This window comes from Namhaeicola litoreus, assembly GCF_042679565.1.
Lineage (GTDB): Bacteria > Bacteroidota > Bacteroidia > Flavobacteriales > Flavobacteriaceae > Namhaeicola > Namhaeicola litoreus.
The window spans coordinates 296000-318967 of sequence record NZ_JBHTMY010000003.1; the positions used below are offsets into that span (position 1 = coordinate 296000).

Below are 22968 nucleotides of genomic sequence, written 5' to 3' on the forward strand. Positions count from 1 at the left end.
GATTGTTTTTTTGATAACTTTGAATTTTTATATTTAGAAATGCTCTATGCAAGAAGCTCAGGATGATGATAAAAAAGTAAAATCGGAGGATGAAAGGATCAAATCTGATTTAACGGGTATATTCAATAATTTAAGATTATTTTTCCTGGATGTGTTAGATTTAAAGCACAACACTGATTTAGATGCTACACATGAGAGAATCAATGAAGGCATTTCAATGAAAGGTCATACCGCCTGGATTTTGATCTTTTCAATCCTCATAGCTTCTATTGGTTTAAATGTAAGCTCAACTGCAGTTGTTATCGGTGCGATGCTTATATCTCCGTTGATGGGGCCCATTCTTGGAATAGGTTTCTCAATTTCGGTAAATGATATCAATATGTTACGCAAATCTCTTATCAATTTGGGTATCATGGTAGGTTTGAGTTTGATTACTTCATTTTTGTTTTTTAGCATACCTATTTTTCAAGATGCAACTCCCGAACTTTTGGCAAGAACGAAACCAGATGTTCGCGATGTACTTATTGCAGTCGCAGGTGGTTTAGCCTTGATCGTGGCTATTTCTAGACCTAAACCATTGTTCAATACGGTTGCGGGTGTTGCTATTGCAACTGCTCTGATGCCTCCCTTATGTACGGCTGGATTTGGTCTCGGTACCAGGCAATTCAATTATTTTGGAGGAGCTATGTTTTTGTTTACGATCAATTCGATATTTATTGCATTGGCTACATTTGTTGTAGTAAAGTACTTGAATTTTCCAATGATTAAATACATCAATCAAGCGAAGCAAAAGAGAATTTCTCAAATGGCTTCCATCTTGGCTTTTGTTATTTTTTCCTTTAGTATTTATTTATTTTATCAGCTTTTTTTGCAAAATCAGTTCAATTCTAGAGCAAATAGTTTTATCAACACACTTAAAATTGAAGGTGTAAATATTATTGGCGAAGACAAAGACAATATTGATTATGCCAATAAAGAAATTAAGCTATATGTTTTTGGAAAAACGTATCAGCAGTCGGATATAGAACGTTGGAACAAAATGCTGGAGCAATATAATTTGTCTGATACAAAATTATCGGTTTACCAAAATCAAGAAGACAAAGGAATTAGAAATGATATAGATGAAATTAAAAATTTGTATATCAATACGACGAAAATATTGTCTACAAAAGATGAAAGTCTATATGAAAAAGACAGGAGAATTAGGGAGTTGGAAGCTGATCTGCGAAAGTATTATGATAATGAAATCTTATTTGATCAGGTAGTTTCTGAAATCAAAATCAATTACGAAAATTTGGAAGAAATTGGATTTGCCCGAGAATTAAAAACTAATTTCGAAAAAACAGATACCCTTAATATTTTCTATGTGAACTGGGATGATAAGCTCAGTAAAAAGCAAAAGGATGAATATGACCAAAGAATAAAGGCTTGGATGGAATCTAGATTGAGATTGAAATCTGTTGAGGTTAGAAGAATGGATTAATTCTCCTTCATATAGACTTCACGTACTTTTTTAAATAAATTTGAAGAATAAACAAAATTGGTTACGGCTTTATTATCAGTTTTAAAGATAGTTTGATCCGAACCTTCCCAAACTTTTAAGCCATCTTTCAAGAAGATGATTTTTTCACCAATTTCCATCACAGAGTTCATGTCGTGGGTATTTATTACTGTAATCATTTGATATTCATCAGTAATTTCCTTAATTAAGTTGTCTATAATAATGGCAGTTCTAGGGTCTAAGCCTGAATTGGGTTCATCGCAAAATAAGTATTTTGGATTCATAACAATAGCTCTGGCAATGGCGACTCTTTTTTGCATGCCTCCGGATAATTCTGCCGGATATTTTTTATTTACATTTTCTAGGTTCACTCTTTTTAGCACGAAATTAACTCGTTCTAACATCTCCTCTTTGCTTTGATCTGTAAACATTTTTAGAGGAAACATAATATTGTCTTCAATTGTTTCAGAGTCAAATAACGCTCCACTTTGAAAAACCATCCCCATTTCCTTTCTCAATTCTCTTTTCTTACTAATATCCATTTCAATATAAGACCTTCCATCGTAAGAGATGTCTCCCTGGTCCGGTTCAAAAAGACCTAATAAACACTTTAAAAAAACTGTTTTTCCCGAGCCACTTGCACCAATAATAAGACTTGTTTCACCTTGATTAAAAGTAGCACTTATGCCTTTTAAAACATGGTTATCATCAAATGATTTGAATAAATTTTTTACTTCTATCATTAGCCAAGCAACATTTGAGTTAAGAAATAATTAAAAACAATAATGACCACACTGGTCCAAACTACTGCCTGTGTACTTGCTTTTCCCACTTCAATAGATCCACCTTTTACATAGTAGCCAAAATAGGAGGGTATTGTAGCGATAATAAAGGCAAAAAACATGGTTTTTGTTAACGCATACCGAATTAAATAAGGCTTAAAATCTAACCGAATTCCCTCTACATAATCGCTTACAGAGAACAGACCTGTTACTAAACCTGAAACATATCCACCAAAAATTCCAAGTATCATCGCTAAAACCACCAAAAAAGGATAAAAACTAACAGCCGCAATAATTTTGGGTAAAACTAAATGGTTTAGCGTATTTACTCCCATAACTTCTAAGGCGTCAATTTGTTCAGTTACGCGCATTGTTCCGATGCTTGAGGTGATGTAAGAGCCTACTTTTCCGGCCAAAATTATCGACATAAATGTAGGAGCAAATTCAAGAATTATCGACCTTTTTGTGGCAAAGCCAATTAAATACTTTGGAATCCAGGGGTTATCTACATTTAATCCTGTTTGTATTGCCACAACTCCACCTACAAAAAAAGAAATAAAAGCGACTATTCCTAATGATTTTAATCCAAGCTCTTCAATTTCTCTAAATAGGTTTTCTCTAAAAATAGATGCTTTTTGAGGTCTCTTAAAAACCTGGCCAAGCATAATAAAATATTTTCCTATGTTGTGTAGATAATTCATTGCTGATTTAAACAGCTAAAATATTAAAAAAAGAGCAGGCATAAAGAAGTATCTCATTTTTTAAAATAATAAAAATTTGTCTAGGTATATTTGCAGAAAATTTAATGTAAAATGAAGAATGTTATTATTGGCTTGCTCTTGTTTTGTGCTACAATGTCTTTTGGTCAAGTTAGTCTCGTAGACCAACGACCAAAATTAGTAGTAGGGATTGTTGTTGACCAAATGCGGTATGACTATCTCACAAGATATTATGATAAATTTGGTGATGATGGATTTAAACGTTTGATGAATGATGGTTTTAATTGTGAGAATGCACATTTTAACTACATTCCTACCTATACAGCCGTCGGTCATAGTGCCATTTATACAGGGAGTACACCAAGCGTAAACGGAATTATCGGCAACAATTGGTATGATAAATCGGCTAAAAAATCAATTTATTGTGTAGACGATGAAAATTACACAACTGTTGGAGGGGACTCAGGAGGTAATAAATCTCCTGTCAGATTATTAACTACTACGGTAACAGATGAATTGCAGTTGACGCAAATGAAAGGCGGAAAAGTTATTTCAATCAGTTTAAAAGACAGGTCGGCTATTCTACCTGGAGGTCATATGGCAAATGCTGCTTATTGGTTCGAAAATAAATTCATTACCAGTACTTATTATATGAGTGAGTTACCTAAATGGGTTGAATCTTTTAATAAAAAGGATTTTGCGCAAAAATATTTAAAAGGAAAATGGGAAACACTTTATCCAATCAAACAATACACTGAAAGCATTGCAGATGATAATGAGTTTGAGCAACCATATAATGGCCAAGAAAAGCCTGTTTTTCCCTATGATCTTAGATCTTTGCAAGAGGCTAATGGTGGAAACAATATGATCAAAGCAACACCTTTTGGAAATTCTATTTTGATTGATTTTGCAAAGGCTGCGATAGAAAGTGAAAAGTTGGGAAAAAATAATGTAACCGACTTTTTAGCGATCAGTTTTTCTAGTCCTGATTATATTGGCCATCAATTTGGAGTAGATTCCAAAGAGGTAGAGGATACATATATCAGGTTAGATAAAGAATTAGGAGATTTTTTAAGATTTTTAGATAAGCAAATAGGTGATAATTATACGTTATTCTTAACAGCAGATCACGCTGCCGTACAAGTTCCAGCTTACCTCAGTTCTTTAAAAATCCCGAGTGGATATATTAATTCGGCAGAGTTTAAAAAAGAGGTTGAAGATTTTTGTAAGACAAGGTTCGGTTCAGATCATTTGATTGAGGATTTTAGTAATTTTCAAATATTTCTTAATAAAGAGGAATTGAAGCGACTGAAATTAGATCAAAATGAAGTGAGTCAAATTTTAGCTGATTTTGTAATTGAATTTAATTGGGTTTTAAGAGTTGTCGATGCAAAAAATCTTCAAAATAATCTTTACCAAGACAGATTAATGCAATTTCTAAAGAATGGGTGTAATCAGAAATTATCGGGTGATGTCATGTTGATTCCTAAACCTGCAACAATTTCGCATGCAAGGAAAGGTACGACGCATGGTTCAGGATTTACGTATGATACGCACGTACCTATTTTGTTTTATGGTAAGGGAATTAAAAAAGGAAAAAGCAGGAGGTTCATTCCTATTGTTGATATCGCGCCCACTATATCGAATTTACTGAAAATCTCTTATCCAAATGGAAACGAGGGCGATGTTATAGAAGAAGCCTTGAAGTAAAAAATTTATAAAAATATTGTTAAATCAAAAAACTCTCCCAAAGGAGAGTTTTTCTTCTTTAACAATAACAATTTTCCCAAGTTTTATTAAATAAAAACTTCTGAGATTATAAAACGACAATAGCTTTTTTATATTGTTGAAAAAACAGAAAATAACGGTTTTTTTTTCATTCATTTTTTAAACTAAATGAAAACTGAAAAGGGGATAATTGATTTATAGGAGTTTAACGTAAAAATTGACCATATACTTTAATCAAAGGAATAACTTATCCCATTGAGTAATTGATATTGAGTATTAGGAATACCAATTGCAGGTGCTATATCATAATCTAGAATATAGGTAATTACAAAATTCAATTTTTCAAAAATTTTTATCGTAGCAGAATTATGGCTATAAATTCGATAATCTGAAAAAGCATCAATTCTGGGTTGATAAAATGTTGTGCTGGCCAAAGCAATATTATCTGTGGGTAAATATCTCAAAGCTAAGTAAAAACTAAATCTCCAATCATCGTTATAAATAGGCTGAACATCTTTTATTTTTTCATGCTCAAACATGATGATGGTACCTAAATACGACTTGAATTTATCTTCCTCTTTCAATACAAATCTGGGTCCAGCCCCTGTTAGCTGTCTTTGATCAATTAAAGCGATAGAATTGTATTGCGATTGAAAAAACGCTTCAAGAATAATTTTTGGTTTCCAGTAATAGTTGTATCTAAAATGGTTTGTACCATTATTAATATTTTCAGAATCATCTACTTTCTGATAAGCGAGATTATTAATAAAAAAAATGAGGTGATCGTTTTTTCTAAATTGAATATAAGCCGTACTTCCAAATGCAAAAATGTTCTTGGTGTTTTTTGTCATTTTCAAATTGAGACCAATAGAACCTGCAAAACCTTGGTTTTCTGTGTCTAATCGCATGTGTTCTATGTCAATAACTTGTGAAAAAAGAGGTGCGCTAAAAATTGTTAGCAAGGAAAGTATTAATTTCTTCATTCTGTATGTTCAATCATTTATCTACCTAAAGATTCAAAGTCTTCAGTTTCAGCTAAGCGATTGATTTTTTCGGTGTCAAAATTCCCTTTTAAATACATCACATAATGATCATTTTCTTTATGGCTGTGAAGAATAACTTCTTTAATTACATTTCCTTTTTCCTTCACAGATACTGATATATTCTTTCCATTCTCATTTTTTCTGACAACATCTTTATAGTTTTTAGTAATCGAGTTTAACTCTTGTGTAATCTGTTGATCCTGACCTACACTGCAATCCTTAAATGAGATAGATCGGAAATCATCCACATCCCCTACAATTTCACTGAGTTCTGGAGAAACATTTTTTACAGCATTTTTCAAAAAGGTAGGTAATTGAAAAGATGAAGCGTTCGGATCATTTTTATGATTGTCGTAAAAACTTTCAATAGATTGATAAGATGAACAGTTGACAAATAAAATGATAGAAACTAGAACTAGATAGATATTTTTCATCGGTTTTATGTTGGTTGAAAAACAAATTTAGCAACTTTGGTAAAATTCCGGTCCTATTTAACTGAATAAATATTGCTTAATTTGCAAAACACATAACACAAAATACATTTTATTGATGAAAAATATTGTTTTAACATTTCTTAATTTGGCCCTATTCATTCCTTTAATGGCACAACAAAATCCAGCATATCAAATTTTTGATTTTAAAGGCAAGCAGACGGAGTACAATGAGATGCTTAAAGAACTGGCTAAATCGGATATGGTCTTTTTTGGAGAACACCACGATAATCCTATTTCACATTGGTTGGAATTAGAGGTAACACAGGGCTTGTTCGAAAAAACGAAAGGGAAACTCATATTGGGAGCAGAAATGTTCGAAAATGGTAATCAATTAGTTTTAAACGAATACTTATCAGGCTTTTACGAAGAAGATAAAATGATGCCAGAGGTCACACAGTTATGGTCAAATTATGAAACCGATTATAGGGCCTTAGTTCAATTCGCGAAAGAAAATAAAATTCCTTTTATCGCTACGAATATTCCACGTAGATATGCTTCTATGATCTATAAAGGAGGTATCGAGGCGTTAGACCAACTTAGTCCTGAAGCAAAAAGAATGATTGGTCCTGAGCTTAAAAAATATTTCGATCCCACCGTGAAAGCATATGCAGAGATGAAAGATCAAATGGGGGGCCATGTTCCTCCTAACATGTTGAACATTCAAATTTCACAAGCCTCAAAAGATGCGACAATGGCGCATTTTATAATTAATAGCTACGAAAAAAAACACGTTTTTTTACACTATAATGGATCTTACCATTCTGATAACGATCAGGGCATCATATGGTGGATTAATAAGATTAAACCGGGCTATGACATCATGTCAATTACAACGGTCAATAAAAGTGATTGGGACAAAATGGATGAGAACGAAAAAAGGGAACGGGCAGATTATTACGTAGTTGTTCCAGACAATATGCCTAGATCGAAAAGATAAAGTTTGTTGATAAACAGTAGCTTATCAACATTTTTTATATTTTTACAAAAAATCCTAGATGCTCAAAAGTTTAAAAAAGGCATTTTTAGTTAGTGTCATTCTTTGCTACATCAGTTGTTCTTCCGATAGCCAAAATGAGCCAAAGGCTGCATTTAAATTTGGTTCAGAGGTTGTTCATCAATGGATAGAGGTAGAGATAATCAATAAATCCCAAGAGGCTTCCGATATTTCTTATGAAGTAGAAGGAGGTGATTTTGTTTTTGTTGATAAGTATAAGGCCATTCAATTTTTGGAGGCTACAACTTATTCAGTGACTCAAAAGGTAAAAAACGGGAGTGGGGTAGATTCATTTACATTAGAAATTGATGTACAGCAACCTGAGAATTTTTTTATACTGGATAATGAGAAGTTTTTTACTAATAATATTGCAGAATTAGAAAAGGACGGTTTCGAGGTAAATTACATCAAAATATTTGGTGAGAATCAAATACAAGAAAAACCAAACCTTTTAATGCTTTATGCAAATTTTGGAAAAAACCCCATAGAGGGTCAATATTATTATAACAATACAGGAGAGATTGGAACCTATGATGCGGTGGTTAAAGCAGAAATTAAGAATAACCAATTCGAATGGACAACAAAGGGAAATGGATCAAATGAGTTGCTAACGATTGAATTGGTTTATGAAGACAAAAAAGATCCTAAGAATAATGCTTATCATATTACATTGCCAAACTACGATTTAAATTATGGTGAGTATGTTTTCTTTCCAGAATACTATTTTAAAAGTTTTGGAAATAAAAAACTTGCCTTAGATTATATAGGTATAGTTAAGAGGTAAATATTTCAATTTGCAAATTGTCTTGATTGAAAAGTATTAATAGAAAATATTTATTCAATTATTTTTTGACAATTTTATATCAAACAGTCCTGTCATTTACTTTTAATTTTAAAGCCTCTAAACCTAACTGGAGATTATTCATATGAAAAGTTACTTCAAAACAAATGTTTTGCGGATAGTTTATTTAATTATTGTTCTAGCATTATTCTCATTTATAAATTTGAAAACAGCAAATAACCGAAGCACCGAGGTAAAAAAGGCAGAATTACTTTATCAGACTCAAGCACAACTGGGTGAGGGAGCTTTTTGGGATTATCAAAACCAAATATTTTTTTGGGTAGATATTGAAGGGAAACAGCTGCATTATTTCAATCCTAAAACAAGTAAAGATAATTTTATAGAAATGCCATCCAGAATAGGAACGGTTGTACCCATAGAAAAGAATAAGGTTGTAGTTGCCCTTGAAGACGGAATTTACGAGGTTGATTTGTCTAATAATCATATTTTTAGATTTTCAGATATAGAATCCACCTTAACTGACAACCGTTTTAATGATGGGAAATGTGATCCTGCCGGTAATTTATGGGTTGGCTCTATGCACCTTAACCAAGAGAAAGGAAAGGCTAAACTGTACAAAATAGACAGTCAGGGAAATGCTACAACAATGTTGGAGAATGTAACAATATCCAATGGCATTGTCTGGTCGAGCGATAAAAAAACGATGTACTACATAGATACCCCGACTAAAAAAATAATGGCTTACGATTTCGATGTGGAGGCACAAACCATATCCAACGAAAGAGTTGCGGTGGAAGTTGATGAAAAATTAGGATTTCCGGATGGTATGGCAATTGATGAAAATGATCACTTATGGGTGGGTATGTGGAATGGAAATGCTGTACTTTGTTTTGATCCAATTTCTGGCAAGGTTATCGACAGAATAGAAGTTCCTGCTCATAATGTTACCTCATGTGCTTTTGGCGGAGAGAATTTAGAGATGCTTTATATTACCTCTGCAAGTATAGATATGACCGAAACGGAAAAGAAGAAATTTCCATTGGCGGGTTCATTATTTGTAGCCAAACCTGGTGTTAAGGGGGTAAAAAGCACATTTTTTAAAAAAGGTGAATAAAAATTAATCTTGCATTAAATCAATAAATGAACATTAAAAAATTAAACCTACTACTTGTTTTATTCGGTTTTTTTCAACTATCCGTTGTTTATAGTCAGAACAATTTTGAAAGAGAAATAGAAGCATTGTTGGCTAAGTTAAGCCTTGAAGAGAAAATTGGGCAAACATCCTTGCGAGGTACTTCCAGCAGAGTCAAAGGAGCTCTACCTGAATCACTTAAACAAGCTGTCAGAGAAGGCAGAGTTGGGGCTATGTTAAATGTCATGAGACCTGAGTTTATCGATGAATTGCAAAAAATTGCCATAGAAGAAAGTCCTCATAACATCCCCTTGCTGTTTTCTCGAGATGTCATTCACGGTTTTAAAACTATTTTTCCGATACCTCTTGGGCTTGCAGCTTCTTGGGATGCTGAAATAGTGGAACAAAGTGCCAGAATTGCAGCCATAGAAGCCTCATCAATTGGTATACGTTGGACGTTTGCCCCTATGCTAGATATTGCACAAGATACCCGATGGGGTAGAATTGCAGAATCACCGGGAGAAGATCCTTATTTGGCCAGTATACTAGCCGAGGCTTACGTAAAAGGATTTCAAGGAACTGATCTGTCAGATCCATCGAGTTTAGCCGTAAGTCTTAAGCATTTTATCGGTTATGGTGCCGCCATCGGCGGTAGAGATTACAATACAGCAATAATAGATAATGCGACATTGCAAAATCTTTATATTCCTCCTTTTGAAGCTGGGATAAAAGCTGGAGCTCAGACCGTTATGACTTCTTTTAACGAATTGAATGGTGTGCCCGCTTCTGGAAATAAATTTATTTTAAAAAATATTTTACGCGATCAATTAAAATTTGATGGTTTAGTGGTGAGTGATTGGAACTCTGTCACAGAAATGATCAATCATGGCTATGCAGAAGATCAAAAACATGCGGCAGAACTTGGTGTTAACGCCGGACTTGATATGGAAATGACAAGTACATCCTATGAAGATCATATTAAAAACTTGTTAGAGGAACAAAAGATTTCAGAATCACAGCTAGATGATTTGGTCAGAAATATCCTAAGGGTCAAATTCAGATTAGGACTTTTTGATGATCCCTATAATAACATTTCTAAAAGGAATAACTTTTATAGTCCGGAACATCTTGATGAGGCCGAAAAGGCAGCTATAAAAAGTAGCGTATTGTTAAAGAATAATGGTTTGTTGCCATTAAAAAAGGAAACAAAGATTGCCCTAATCGGTCCGTTATCAAATAAAGGAAGAGAGCAGCTGGGAACCTGGACTTTTGATGGTGAAGGCGAAAGATCAGTAACACCTTTGCAGGAATTTAGATCCCAAAAAGTTAATGTAGACTTTCAGGAAACACTTAAATTTAGTCGAGACAAATCCGAATTAGACTTTAAAAAGGCAATCGAAGCTGCCAAAAAATCTGATGTGATTCTTTTTATTGGTGGTGAAGAGGCCATACTTTCGGGGGAAGCACACAGTCGAGCTGAAATAAATTTGCCTGGGGCTCAGGAGAAATTGATAAAAGAATTGAAAGAAACAGGAAAACCCTTGATCTTAGTAATCATGGCTGGCAGACCAATAACAATTGAAAAAATCATAAGTCATGTTGATGCAGTTTTAATGGTTTGGCACCCCGGTACGATGGGGGGTCCAGCCCTTTATAAAATGATTTTTGGAGTAGCTGAGCCGGGAGGAAGACTTCCTGTGACATGGCCAAAAACTAGTGGACAATTACCCCTTTTTTATAACCATAAAAATACAGGAAGACCAGCTGATGCTAAATCATTTGTTGGAATGGATAGCATTCCCGTTGGAGCCTGGCAAAGTTCACTGGGTAATCAATCACATTACTTAGATGCCGGTTTTTCACCGAGATTTCCTTTTGGATTTGGCTTGGGTTATACTTATTTTACCTATGATAGTCTGAAAGTTTCTAGCGAACAATTGACAAGAGAAAATGAAATTGAGGTAGTTGTTTCTGTCAAGAATATGGGTGAGAGAGATGGAGAGGAAGTAGTTCAACTTTACATTCAGGATATTACCGGCAGCATAACCCGTCCTGTAAAAGAGTTAAAAGGTTTTAAACGTGTGTTTTTACCAAAAGGAAAAGAAGTAGAAGTAAAGTTTAACATTAGAGCAAAGGATTTAGAATTTGTGAATAATGAGGGGATACGTCGTTCGGAAAATGGTAAATTCAACCTGTGGATTGGTAAAAATTCAGCAGAAGGGCTACAAGCTTCTTTCGAATTAATTGATTGAGATATGATTGTTGTAGTAATGGGAGTGAGTGGTTGTGGTAAAACCACCGTTGGAAAAAATTTGGCGACAAAATTAGGTTTACCTTACTTTGATGCAGATGATTTTCATTCTGAATTGAATATTAAAAAAATGCAAAGTGCGATTCCATTGACGGATGAAGACAGGCGGCCATGGTTAGAATCGATTGCTGAGGAAATGAGAAGTTGGGATAAGGAGAAAGGGGCGGTATTGGCTTGCTCAGCGCTAAAAGAGATGTACAGAAAAGTTTTTAATCAGACAATCAAGAATATTCACTGGGTTTATTTAAATGGTGATTTTGATTTGATCAAGAGCAGGTTAGAAAATAGAGCTGGACATTATATGAAATCCGATCTGTTAAAAAGTCAATTTGACACATTGGAAATCCCTGATTATGGTATCCATATAGACATTAAGGAAGAACCTGCATCAATCGTCAAAAAAATTATGAATAAGTTAAATCTAAGCGAGAAATCTTTTTTTGGAATCATCGGTTTAGGAGTCATGGGTCAAAGCCTTGCCCTAAATATCGCAGACAATAACTTTTCACTTTCTGTGTATAATCGTGCTGTCGAGGGAGAAGAGAAAATCGTAGAAGAGTTTTTAGTTAAGAATAAAAACAAAAGAATTAGCGGATTTACTAAAATAAATGGTTTTGTAGATTCTTTGGAAACGCCCAGGAAAATATTAATTATGATTAAGGCGGGTAAGGCCTTAGACGATGTAATCGAACAGTTATTACCACATTTAAATGAGGGAGATGTTTTGATAGATGGTGGTAATTCTCATTTTTCCGATACCTTAAAGCGATATCAATTTTTATCGAGTAAAGGTATTCACTTTGTTGGTTCAGGAATTTCAGGCGGTGAAGAAGGAGCGAGAAAAGGCCCTTCTATAATGCCCGGAGGTTCAAAAGAAGGATATGCTAAAATTGCAGAGGTTTTAGAAGCGATATCTGCCAAAGACAAATCCAATAACCCTTGTTGTACTTATATGGGTCCGGATGGATCTGGTCATTTTGTAAAAATGATTCATAATGGTATGGAGTATGCTGAGATGCAATTTTTATCAGAGATTTATGGTCTGTTAAGAACCACAATGACCAATGATGAAATTTCCGAGGTTTTTGAAGATTGGCAAAAGGGAGAATTGTCTAGTTATTTGTTAGATATCAGTGCTAAAATATTGAAAAAGAAGGAGGGTAAAGACTATTTGTTGGATCTAGTTTTGGATCAGGCGGGAAACAAAGGAACGGGTTGTTGGTCGAGTATTGCGGCGCTAGAATTGGGTCAACCTACAACAGTGATGACTTCGGCTTTGTTTGCAAGATATATCTCATCTTTTAAAAGTGAACGATCGAACTTATCACAAAAAATAGCCGTTTCTATAACAACGGAATTACCGAACATCGACAAACTAAAAAACGCATACTTATTTGTAAAATGGATCAATCATCAGCAAGGTTTTGCCTTGATAAAAGCATACTCTGAAGATAAAAAATGGCAACTAAATTTGTCGGAAATATCCAGAATATGGACAAATGGATGTATCATCAAATCAGCATTAATGGAAGAATGTGTTGATTATTTTAAAAGAGAGAAGAACTTATTTGATCTTGAAGAAATCATTGATTTACTGAGTTCTTTAGAATCTTCGACAAAAGAAGTTTTACATTTTGCTTTGGAAAAAAGGATTTCTTTGAATTCATTTAGTACGGCTTTTGATTATTGGATCTCCATGACAACCCAACAATCTACAGCTAATATGATTCAGGCCCAAAGAGATTATTTTGGCGCTCATACATTCCAAAGAATTGATCAACCTGAAAATCAATATTTTCATTCAAATTGGGGTGTAGATGATTGATTACCAATTGTTGTTAGCTGTTTTTGTTGGAGTAGGTCTCTTATTGATTCTTATTCTTTTTGTGCGCATCCAGGCTTTTATTTCTTTGTTGATTGCCAGTATAGTGGTAGGTCTGATTGCCGGAATGGAACCCATGAAAATTATTCAAACCATACAAACAGGGATGGGTAATACCTTGGGTTTTGTAGCGGTGGTTGTAGGTCTTGGCTCTATGTTTGGCGCCATTTTAGAGCATTCAGGTGGTGCAGAAGCACTAGGAAAATACATGCTTGATAAATTCGGAGAAAAGAATGCTTCCTGGGCCCTAATGATCACTGGTTTTTTTGTTGCCATACCAGTATTTTTTGATGTTGCCTTTATTATTCTCATACCTATTATTTACTCGCTTCAAAGAAAGTCGGGTAAATCTTTGTTACTGTATGCTATCCCCTTATTAGCCGGTTTGGCAATCACCCACGCATTTATTCCGCCAACGCCAGGCCCTGTTGCTGTTGCAGATATCTTAAAAGCAGATTTAGGTTGGGTTATTCTATTTGGATTTATTGTGGGTGTGCCAACAGCGATACTTAGTGGACCTGTTTTTGGAAAATATATTGCAAGTAAGATTTTTGTAAATGCCCCGGAGGTGAAGGAAGATGTATTGGTGAATGGAAATTTTCCGGGAGTAGGTTTGGTTCTTTCGATTATAGCAATTCCCATTAATTTAATTGTATTAAACACCTTGCTTTCTAGCCCTTTAATTCCTGGAGATTTTTTATCAGAAACAGCAAGGACATGGATTAAGATGATCGGACATCCCTTTACAGCACTCATTATTGCCAACCTAATGGCTTGGTATTTTCTTGGTATTCGACGTGGATTTAGCAGAGAGAAGTTATTTGATATTACCACAAAATCTATGGGCCCGGCGGGCGTAATAATTCTCTTAACGGGTGCGGGAGGAGTGTTTAAAGAAATGTTGGTAAATACAGGTACCGGAGAAATGATTGCAAACTATTTTGCCTCTGCGGGTATTAGTGTCTTATTATTCGCCTTTATTGCAGCTGCACTGATCAGGATTATGCAAGGATCTGCCACAGTAGCCATGATTACTTCGGCAGGTATTACCTCTCCTTTATTGCTAAGTGATGTGACAGAAATTGATAAGGCGTTATTGGTTATTGCGATTGCCAGTGGTGCATCTATTCTTTCCCATGTAAATGATAGTGGGTTTTGGTTGGTGAGTAAATACCTCGGTCTTAATGAAAAAGAAACTTTTAAAAGCTGGACTGTCATGACCACAATTCTATCTCTTGTGGGCTTTATCACGGTTAGTCTCATCTCTGCACTTTTTAGTTAGTTTAGTGTAATTTATAATATTTTCTTTCCCTGATGTACTTTGTTAAATTCGTTCCTGTATTCACTGGGCGTAATCTTTTTGGTCTGCTTAAAGATTCTATTGAAATTGGCAATATTGTTAAATCCGCATTTATAGCTAATTTCTCCTATGGTAAATTCAGACTCCAATAGAAGTCTCGCCGCCATACTTATTCTAATATCATTTACATAGGTGATAAATGTTCGTCCGGTTCTTTTTTTTATAAAACGATTAAAAGAAACAGGAGTCATATTCACAAGATTGGAGATTTCATCTAAAGAGATTTTTTTATCATAGTGGTTCTGTATATAATCATGAACAATCTTAATTCTTGAGCTATTTTCATAATCATCTTTCTCCGGCAAGGAGGTGGAAAGTATTCTTTGTTCTCTTGAAACAGCCAGATCATATAATATCGAAATGAAATTTAAAAAATTATCTATCCCACTTGATTTGGATAAATTAATTAATCTCGGCATGATAGCTTTGGTTGTTTCTTTTGAAAAAAGGATGCCATTTTTAGACCGATTAAACATGTCTTTTATCGGTTTAAAGACTTCTCTGTTTAATAAATTATCATCTAACAAATTGCTTTGCAGGTGAATACATATTTCTCTTATTTCGGTGTTTTTACAATTATGTATTTCCCAACAATGTACCAAGTTTTTACCTAAAAAAACAAGTTCGAAATCATCTATTTCACTAATATGATCGCCCACTATTCTTCGCACGCCTTTTCCATTATGAATAAAATTCAGTTCATAATCCGGGTGAAAATGGATTGGAAAATCAAATTTGTCTTTTACACGATCAAAAATAATAAAACAATCCTCGGGGGTTAGTTGGGTTATTTCTCTGTGATATTTGTTCTGCATCATAAGATTTTGGCGTTTCTAAAAAAGTATCAGAAAATGACAATATACTATTAACATTTGTTTAACAAGTCGAATAGATTTGTAAATATAGAAATTCTTGGTAACTGTTGTTACTTGGGAATTTTAAAATACGTTTTTAAAAAACAATCTGTAAAAGTCCCAAATCACCCGTTTCTTATTTAGTTGCACCACCTATAGAACAGATTCAATTAGGCCTTTCAGATTGGAGTTTATTAACTAACTCAATTAACTTTTAATTATGAATTATTTTATGAAAAACAATTATTTAATTAGGAAATTAATTTTTCTTGGAGCTTTTATGCTTTGCGGTTTTATACAAGCGCAAAGTGTAACGGGAAAAGTATCTGATGCAAATGGCCCGTTACCTGGAGCAAATGTGCTCGTGAAGGGAACGTCCAATGGGGTTGTAACTGATTTTGATGGAAATTATGCCTTAGAAGGTGTTGATTCAAATGCAGTTCTAGAATTTAGTTTTGTGGGTTATGCAACTTTAGACATTAATGTCAATGGTCAATCGGTGATCAATGCAACCTTGTCAGAAGACGCTAACCAATTGGAAGAAGTAGTCGTAGTAGGTTACACCAGTCAAACGAGAGGAGACATTACGGGTTCCGTATCTTCAGTAGACCTGGATGAAGCTTTGAAAGTTCCGGTTGCGAACGCAGCTGAGGCATTGCAGGGTAGGGTTACCGGTGTAAATGTAGTAACTAGTGGAGCGCCTGGTGCAGCGCCAAAAATTACAATTCGTGGTTTTGGTACTTATAACAGTACAGATCCACTTTACATTATCGACGGGGTTCAGACAACTGACCCGAATATTTTGAACAGTATCGATCCGGGTGATATTGCTCAGATGAACGTATTAAAAGATGGTGCAGCTTCTATCTATGGTGCAAGAGCTGCAAACGGTGTTATTATCGTTACAACAAAAAGTGGTAGTTATGCGCAACAAAAAGCTACTTTATCTCTAGATGTTTATTCTGGATTCTCAACACCTACCAATTTGCCTGATTTAATGAATCACGAGCAACACAAAGACATGCTATTGCAAACTTTGATCAATGATGGGACTAGATTATATCACCCACAGTACGTTGATCAAAGACCTAACGATTATGTCTATACGCCAGCTGATTGGAGATTATCCAATACAGTATATAACACAAGAGGTGTTGATGCTTCAGTCATACCAGGAGGTACAAAATGGGCTGAAGAATTAACACGTAATGCACCGACAACTAATGTGAACCTTTCATTACAAGGTGGAAATGATTCAGGAAAATACTTTATGTCTGTGGGTTATTTGAACAGAGACGGTATTTTGAAATATACTGGTTTCGAAAGATATACCACTCGTTTAAATTCTGAATTTAAAATCAAGGAACGTTTGACCGTTGGAGAGCACTTAAATATCGCCTGGTCTGATGGTACCTCTGGAAACGCAGAAGCTTTTGAAAACGCTTTGAGAATGTCTCCTGTTGTACCGGTTTTTGATAATGACGGAAATTTGGCTGGAACCTTTGGTGGTGATGCTGATGGTTTAGGGAATACCAGAAGTGGTTATGCTCAATTATACAGAGGTAGACATGATTTCAATAAATCGCTACGCGTATTTGGTGATGTGTACGCCGCTTATGAAATTATTGATGGTTTAACTGCTAAAACAAGTTTTGGTATATCAACAAATCAGTTTGATGCCAGGAACTTTCAAGCTTTAGATCCTGAGCATTCTGAGCCATTAGCAACAAATACTTTGGGTGTAACTGATCAATATAGCTTTGACTGGACATGGACAAATACTTTGAATTATGCGAAAACATTTGGTAATCACAATGTAAATGCATTATTAGGTATCGAATCTGTAAAAAATACAGGTTCAGGTAAAAGAATCACTAGAACAGGTTATTTATTTGAAACACCAGATTTTTACAATCTTTCAAATGGTTCAGGTGCACCAAACGTAGAGTATGCTTACGAATATGAAAGTTCTTTATACTCTGTTTTTGGTTCTGTGAATTATAGTTATGCAAGTAAATATTTCTTAACAGCTACGTTAAGACAAGATACTTCCTCAAAATTTAGAGGCGATAATAAGACGGATTGGTTTCCGAGCTTTAGTGCAGGATGGTTGGTAAGTGCAGAAGATTTTTGGCCAACTGATTTCTTTATGAGCAGATTAAAATTTAAAGCTTCTTATGGTGAATTAGGTAACCAGGAAGTTGGTGGAAATCCAACAATCAATGAGTCTGTGTTATCAGAACAATTTGCAAATTACGCCTTAAATGGATCTGCTATTTCAACTGGTGCTAAGATCAACTCTATTGGTAACCCAGATTTGAAATGGGAAACGTCTAAAACTACCAACATAGGAGCGGAATTGGGCTTTTTCCAAGATAAGTTATACGCTTCTATAGAGTGGTATACCATTGTGACTTCTGATCTTATTGCACAAGATTTTACCATTATTCCATCAACGGGTCCTGATGCAGGGGCACCATTTGTTAATATTGGAGAATTTAAAAATACTGGTATAGATTTTGCATTAGGTTTTTCTGATGTGACAGACTCTGGTTTTTCATATGGATTAGATTTTAATCTTTCTAAATATAAAAATGAAGTAGTTGATCTGGCATCCCCATTTTATTCTGGAGACGGCGGATTTAGAGGTGGTGCCATTACAAGAACTGAAGAAGGAAGGTCTTTATCAGAATTCTACGGTAGAGTTGTAGAAGGTCTAGATGACAATGGTAGATTTGTATACAAAGATGTTGATGGAAATGGAACCATTGATGACAATGACCGTACCTATATTGGAAGTCCTCTTCCTGATTTTACTTATGGTATCAATGCAAGAGTAGGCTTTGCAGGATTTGATGTATCTGCATTCTTTACAGGATCTGAAGGAAATGAAATATATAACTATAACAGGATTTATACTGATTTCCCAACATTTGTGAACGGTAACAGGTCTACAAGATTGTTAAACTCTTGGACACCAACCAATACTGACACAAAGATTCCTGCATTAAGTGCAACAATCCAGAATTCAGAAACGAATCCTAACTCATTCTTTGTAGAGGACGGTTCTTTTTTCCGTTTAAAGAATTTACAAGTAGGATATACTATTCCTGATAATGCAGTAAAGAAAATGGGAATGGATTCATTTAGGGTATATGTTCAGGGAACAAATATTTTTACGATTACCGATTATACTGGTATAGACCCTGAAGTAGTGCGAGGTGGTAATTTGACATTAGGAGTGGATTGGCAAAACTATCCATTCTCACAAATTTATACGATAGGATTTAATATTAAATTTTAATTAGAAATGAAAAGTAAGATAGTATATTTAATGGCGTTGCTCGCTACCATATGGTCTTGCAGCGACGAATTTACGGAGCAAACAGCATTTGGTTCGTTAAGTGATGAATCCTTAAAGAATGCGCAGGGAATTGAGTTATTACTTGTTGGTGCTTATTCAGGATTAGACGGAATGACCGATACAGGCGGTGCTGATTGGGAAAAGACCGGAGACAACTGGTGGTTTGATGTGATGGCTGATGACATGCACAAAGGATCTACCAATAGTGACCAGGCAGATTTGTTTCTATTAGAAACCTACGATTGGCAAACCGCTAATCCATATATCTCTCAGAAATGGAGATCTTTATATGCAGCTACAAACAGAGCGAATGCTGTCATCAACCAAATTTCTTTGGTAACTGAAGGTGATTTTTCTGCACAGCTTGCAGAAGCCAGATTTTTAAGAGGTTTGTTCAATTTTGAACTTCAGAAAATTTGGGGTAATGTACCTTATATTTCAGAAGAGAACTTTGCGTCATTTGAATTTAATCAGCCTAATTCCGGGCCAATTTGGGATCAAATTGAAGCAGATTTATCCTATGCTGCTGATAATTTGCCAGATAGCCAAAGCTTAGTTGGTAAGCCAAGTAAAAAGACAGCTCAGGCATTTTTAGCCAAAGCTCATTTATACCAAAGTGAGTTCCAAGCGGCCTATGATATTTTGGTAACATTGATTGGTAAATGGAGTTTAAATGAAGAATTTGTAGATAGCTTCAGAGCTTCTGGAGAGAATAGTGCAGAATCAGTATTTGCTATTCAATTTGTGGCTGATGCAGGATTATCGTTCAATGGAAACAGAGGTTCGACTTTGAATTTCCCTTCAGGTGGTCCTATTGGGTCATGTTGTGGATTTGGTCAACCAACACAAGATTTAGCCAATGCGTACAAAGTAGATGCAAATGGATTACCCTTGTTAGATGATTATAACAAAAGTGACATAAAGAATGACTACGGTATTACATCTGCACAGCCTTTTACGCCAGAAACTGGATTGTTAGATCCTAGGATCGACTACACCATCGGTAGAAGAGGAATTGATTTTAACGGTTGGGGAGTAATGCCTGGTAAAGATTGGATTCGTGCAGAATTTGGTGACATTTCAGGACCATACTTAACGAAAAAGAACTTTTACTGGGTTGGTGATGATGCTAACCGCGGTACAGGTGGTTGGGGTGAGCAACGTTCAGGAATCAATTACCATTTTATGAGATATTCTGATGTCTTGTTAATGGCTGCTGAAGCTGCTGCAGAAACAGGAAAATTAACAGAAGCATTGGATTGGGTGAACCAAGTGAGAAACAGAGCGAAGAATATGACTCCAGTTGGAGGTAATTCTCCAGCTGCGAACTACAAGGTTGAACCATATCCATCATTTCCAAGTCAAGATTATGCGATCAAAGCGGTAAGATTTGAGCGTCGTTTAGAATTAGCGACTGAGGGTCATAGATTATTTGACTTGAGAAGATGGGGAGTTGCAGCTCAAGTAATGAATACTTATAAGGTAAACGAAAAAAGAGCGATCACCTCATTTACAATGGCAGATTACCAGCCTAAACACGATTTGTGCCCAATTCCATTAAATGCAATTGATGGAAGTGTAGGTACACTTCAACAAAATCCTGGTTACTAGTCATAATTATAGAAGTTAATGTGAAAAGCAGGGCAATTTTATTGCTCTGCTTTTTTTTTGCCTATAAATTTCATTTTCCTAAGACAAAAAAGATCACTTTCTATAGACGCAATTTTACTTCATCTTTTTCTCATGCTCAACAATAAAAATGATCATTCTTTCGTAAATTAACCCTTTCTTAATATTAACTTTCTCATGATGAAAAAATCTTTCACCTTCCTAATTTTATGTTTACTATCCTTCCAAATGAAAGCTCAAAAAAATGATAATTTCAAATTTTTAGATCCAAGTTTATCTGTTAGTGAAAGAGTTGATGATCTCATTGATCAGATGACGATAGAAGAAAAAATTGGTCAATTGTCTTATAACACTCCGGCTATCGAAAGATTGGGTGTTCCGGAATACAACTGGTGGAACGAGAGTTTACACGGAGTTGCCAGAGCAGGAAGGGCAACGGTTTTTCCTCAGGCCATAGGTTTGGCTGCCACTTTCGACACAAAATTAATTGAAGAGATTGGAGATGCAATTTCTACAGAAGCGCGTGCAAAGTTTAATGAGTTTTCCAAAAAAGGGATGCGTGGTCAGTATCAAGGCTTAACTTTTTGGAGTCCGAATGTAAATATTTTTAGAGATCCACGTTGGGGAAGAGGTCAAGAAACTTATGGCGAAGATCCTTTGCTAACGGCCAAAATAGGCGTTGCTTATGTAAAAGGATTACAAGGAAATCATCCTACATATCTGAAGGCGGCAGGAATGGCAAAACATTATGCTGTGCATAACGGTCCTGAAGGTTTAAGACATGAGTTCGATGCAAAAGTAAGTCAAAAGGATCTTTGGGAAACCTATTTGCCGGCCTTTGAAGCAATGGTAAAAGAAGGGAATGTAGAGGGAATTATGGGGGCGTATAACAGAGTGAACGGTTATCCGTGTAGCGCACATCCTTATTTAATGGGCGAAGTATTGCGCAAACAATGGGGTTTTAAAGGATATTTTGTTTCTGATTGTTGGGCGATTGTAGATTTTTATGCAGGTCATAAAGTGGTGGGTACTGCGGCCGAAGCTGCCGCCATGGCACTCAATGCCGGTTGCAATTTGAATTGCGGATCAACTTATCCGGAACTTATTAAATCACTCGAGCAAGGTCTGACGACTGAAAAGGAAATTCATAAAAATTTAAAAGAATTGTTGCCAACCCGATTTAAACTTGGTTTGTTTGACCCTGTCGGAAAAAATCCTTTTGATACAATAAGCAGTAATGTCATCCGTCATCCAAATCATTTGGCTTTAGCGAGAGAAGCCGCAGCAAAAAGTATAGTACTCCTTAAAAATGAAATGGATGTACTTCCTATTTCAAAAGATATAAATGCGGTTTACGTGGTTGGACCAACGGCTACACATGCACAAGCTTTATTGGCGAATTATTACGGGGTAAGCGAAGATTTAAAAACAATTTTGGAAGGTATTGTTGGTAAAGTGAGTTCAGGAACCTCGGTAACCTATAGTCAAGGTGCTTTGTTAGATGAGGACAATAGAAATCCGATGGATTGGTTTTCTGGCGAGGCCAATGGAACAGATGTCACGATTGCTTGTGTAGGGATTTCTCAGCTTATAGAGGGCGAGGAAGGAGAGTCTATTGCTTCGAGATTCAAAGGAGATAGAGATGATATTGGTTTGCCACAGAATCAAATAGAGTTTCTTAAAAAAATGCGGAAAACTTCGAAGAAACTGGTTGTGGTTGTTACTGGAGGAAGTGCTATTTCTATGCCTGAGGTGTACGATTTAGCTGATGCTTTGGTCTATGTTTGGTACCCTGGTGAACAGGGTGGGAATGCCGTAGCAGATGTCTTATTTGGCGATGTGGTTCCTTCGGGAAGATTACCGGTAACAGTGCCTCAGAGAACAACGGATTTGCCACCTTATGAAGATTATAGTTTAACCAATAGAACCTATCGTTATCTCACAAAAGAACCTTTGTTTCCCTTTGGTTTTGGTTTGAGTTATGTTCCTTTTGTATATGAAAATTTACAATTAGATAAAAAAACAATCAAAAAGGAAGAGTCGGTTAATGTTAGTTTTACGGTGCAAAATAAAGGAGATCAGGATGCGGAAGAAGTTGTACAATTGTATATAAAAGATTTGGATGCCTCCGTCGTTGTCCCTAATCATAGTTTAAAAGATTTTCAAAGAGTTTATTTAAAGTCTGGAGAAAAAAAAGAGGTTACTTTTGTCGTTAGTCCGGAAATGCTCAAATTGGTCAATGATAAAGGTGAAAAAGTTTTGGAAAAAGGGAAATTCAAATTGTTTGTGGGAGGTTCTCAACCCGACCACCGCAGTGCAATATTAGGAGCTGCTAAAGTTTTAGCAGCCGAAGTAACAGTTAAATAGTTTTTT

The 22968-nt window shown here is 35.4% G+C and carries 16 protein-coding genes; 11 read left to right on the plus strand and 5 right to left on the minus strand.

Annotated elements, in window-relative coordinates; translation table 11 throughout:
- Positions 1-46 precede the first annotated feature (46 nt).
- Entirely contained in the window at positions 47-1483 is a 1437-nt protein-coding gene (locus ACFQ39_RS08645; protein ID WP_377178082.1) for a DUF389 domain-containing protein, read from the plus strand.
- Here the strand turns inward: ACFQ39_RS08645 and ACFQ39_RS08650 are convergent.
- Complete coding sequence (locus ACFQ39_RS08650; protein ID WP_377178084.1) at positions 1480-2244, minus strand: ABC transporter ATP-binding protein; 765 nt, start codon at positions 2242-2244, stop codon at positions 1480-1482. The two genes, ACFQ39_RS08645 and ACFQ39_RS08650, sit on opposite strands and share 4 nt — an antisense overlap.
- A complete protein-coding gene (locus ACFQ39_RS08655) occupies positions 2244-2984 on the minus strand; it encodes an MlaE family ABC transporter permease (RefSeq protein ID WP_377178086.1) in 741 nt (246 codons plus the stop codon). Before ACFQ39_RS08655 ends, ACFQ39_RS08650 begins: the two co-directional genes overlap by 1 nt.
- A 111-nt stretch (positions 2985-3095) precedes the next feature.
- Here ACFQ39_RS08655 and pafA point away from each other — a divergent pair, with 111 nt between their 5' ends.
- Positions 3096-4712 carry an alkaline phosphatase PafA gene (gene pafA / locus ACFQ39_RS08660; protein ID WP_377178088.1) on the plus strand — a complete coding sequence of 539 codons (1617 nt, stop codon included), beginning with the start codon at positions 3096-3098 and terminating at the stop codon, positions 4710-4712.
- 248 nt (positions 4713-4960) lie between these two features.
- Here the strand turns inward: pafA and ACFQ39_RS08665 are convergent, their stop codons facing one another.
- Positions 4961-5713: a DUF481 domain-containing protein gene (locus tag ACFQ39_RS08665; RefSeq protein WP_377178090.1), complete on the minus strand. Its 753-nt coding sequence runs from the start codon at positions 5711-5713 to the stop codon at positions 4961-4963.
- A gap of 17 nt (positions 5714-5730) precedes the next feature.
- Positions 5731-6207, minus strand: coding sequence for a DUF4252 domain-containing protein (locus ACFQ39_RS08670; RefSeq protein ID WP_377178092.1), 477 nt, complete (start codon positions 6205-6207; stop codon positions 5731-5733).
- Between the two features lie 115 nt (positions 6208-6322).
- Between ACFQ39_RS08670 and ACFQ39_RS08675 the strand changes: the two genes are divergently transcribed.
- The 6 genes from ACFQ39_RS08675 to ACFQ39_RS08700 all read left to right on the plus strand — a co-directional run bounded on the left by ACFQ39_RS08675 (position 6323) and on the right by ACFQ39_RS08700 (position 14670).
- Entirely contained in the window at positions 6323-7204 is an 882-nt protein-coding gene (locus tag ACFQ39_RS08675; RefSeq protein WP_377178094.1) for a ChaN family lipoprotein, read from the plus strand.
- Positions 7205-7262: 58 nt separating this feature from the next.
- Complete coding sequence (locus ACFQ39_RS08680) at positions 7263-8045, plus strand: hypothetical protein (RefSeq protein WP_377178096.1); 783 nt, start codon at positions 7263-7265, stop codon at positions 8043-8045.
- Positions 8046-8265: 220 nt separating this feature from the next.
- A complete protein-coding gene (locus ACFQ39_RS08685) occupies positions 8266-9177 on the plus strand; it encodes an SMP-30/gluconolactonase/LRE family protein (RefSeq protein ID WP_377178098.1) in 912 nt (303 codons plus the stop codon).
- A gap of 26 nt (positions 9178-9203) precedes the next feature.
- Complete coding sequence (locus ACFQ39_RS08690) at positions 9204-11447, plus strand: glycoside hydrolase family 3 N-terminal domain-containing protein (protein WP_377178100.1); 2244 nt, start codon at positions 9204-9206, stop codon at positions 11445-11447.
- Positions 11448-11450: 3 nt separating this feature from the next.
- Entirely contained in the window at positions 11451-13331 is a 1881-nt protein-coding gene (gene gndA, locus ACFQ39_RS08695; protein WP_377178102.1) for an NADP-dependent phosphogluconate dehydrogenase, read from the plus strand.
- Entirely contained in the window at positions 13324-14670 is a 1347-nt protein-coding gene (locus ACFQ39_RS08700) for a GntP family permease (protein ID WP_377178104.1), read from the plus strand. The genes gndA and ACFQ39_RS08700 overlap by 8 nt, the downstream gene beginning before the upstream one ends.
- 11 nt (positions 14671-14681) lie before the next feature.
- On the opposite strand, the gene ACFQ39_RS08705 is transcribed toward ACFQ39_RS08700, so the two are convergent.
- Positions 14682-15566, minus strand: coding sequence for an AraC family transcriptional regulator (locus ACFQ39_RS08705; RefSeq protein ID WP_377178106.1), 885 nt, complete (start codon positions 15564-15566; stop codon positions 14682-14684).
- 268 nt (positions 15567-15834) lie between these two features.
- On the opposite strand from ACFQ39_RS08705, the gene ACFQ39_RS08710 reads away from it, so the two are divergent.
- From ACFQ39_RS08710 to ACFQ39_RS08720, 3 genes are all read left to right on the plus strand, one after another.
- Positions 15835-18906 (plus strand): SusC/RagA family TonB-linked outer membrane protein, encoded by a 3072-nt coding sequence (locus ACFQ39_RS08710; RefSeq protein WP_377178108.1) that lies wholly within the window; start codon positions 15835-15837, stop codon positions 18904-18906.
- A 6-nt stretch (positions 18907-18912) separates the two neighbouring features.
- Entirely contained in the window at positions 18913-20577 is a 1665-nt protein-coding gene (locus ACFQ39_RS08715; RefSeq protein WP_377178110.1) for a RagB/SusD family nutrient uptake outer membrane protein, read from the plus strand.
- 246 nt (positions 20578-20823) lie between these two features.
- The gene (locus ACFQ39_RS08720; protein ID WP_377178112.1) at positions 20824-22962 is read left to right on the plus strand and encodes a glycoside hydrolase family 3 C-terminal domain-containing protein; all 2139 of its coding nucleotides are present in this window, start codon (positions 20824-20826) and stop codon (positions 22960-22962) included.
- Positions 22963-22968 lie beyond the last annotated feature (6 nt).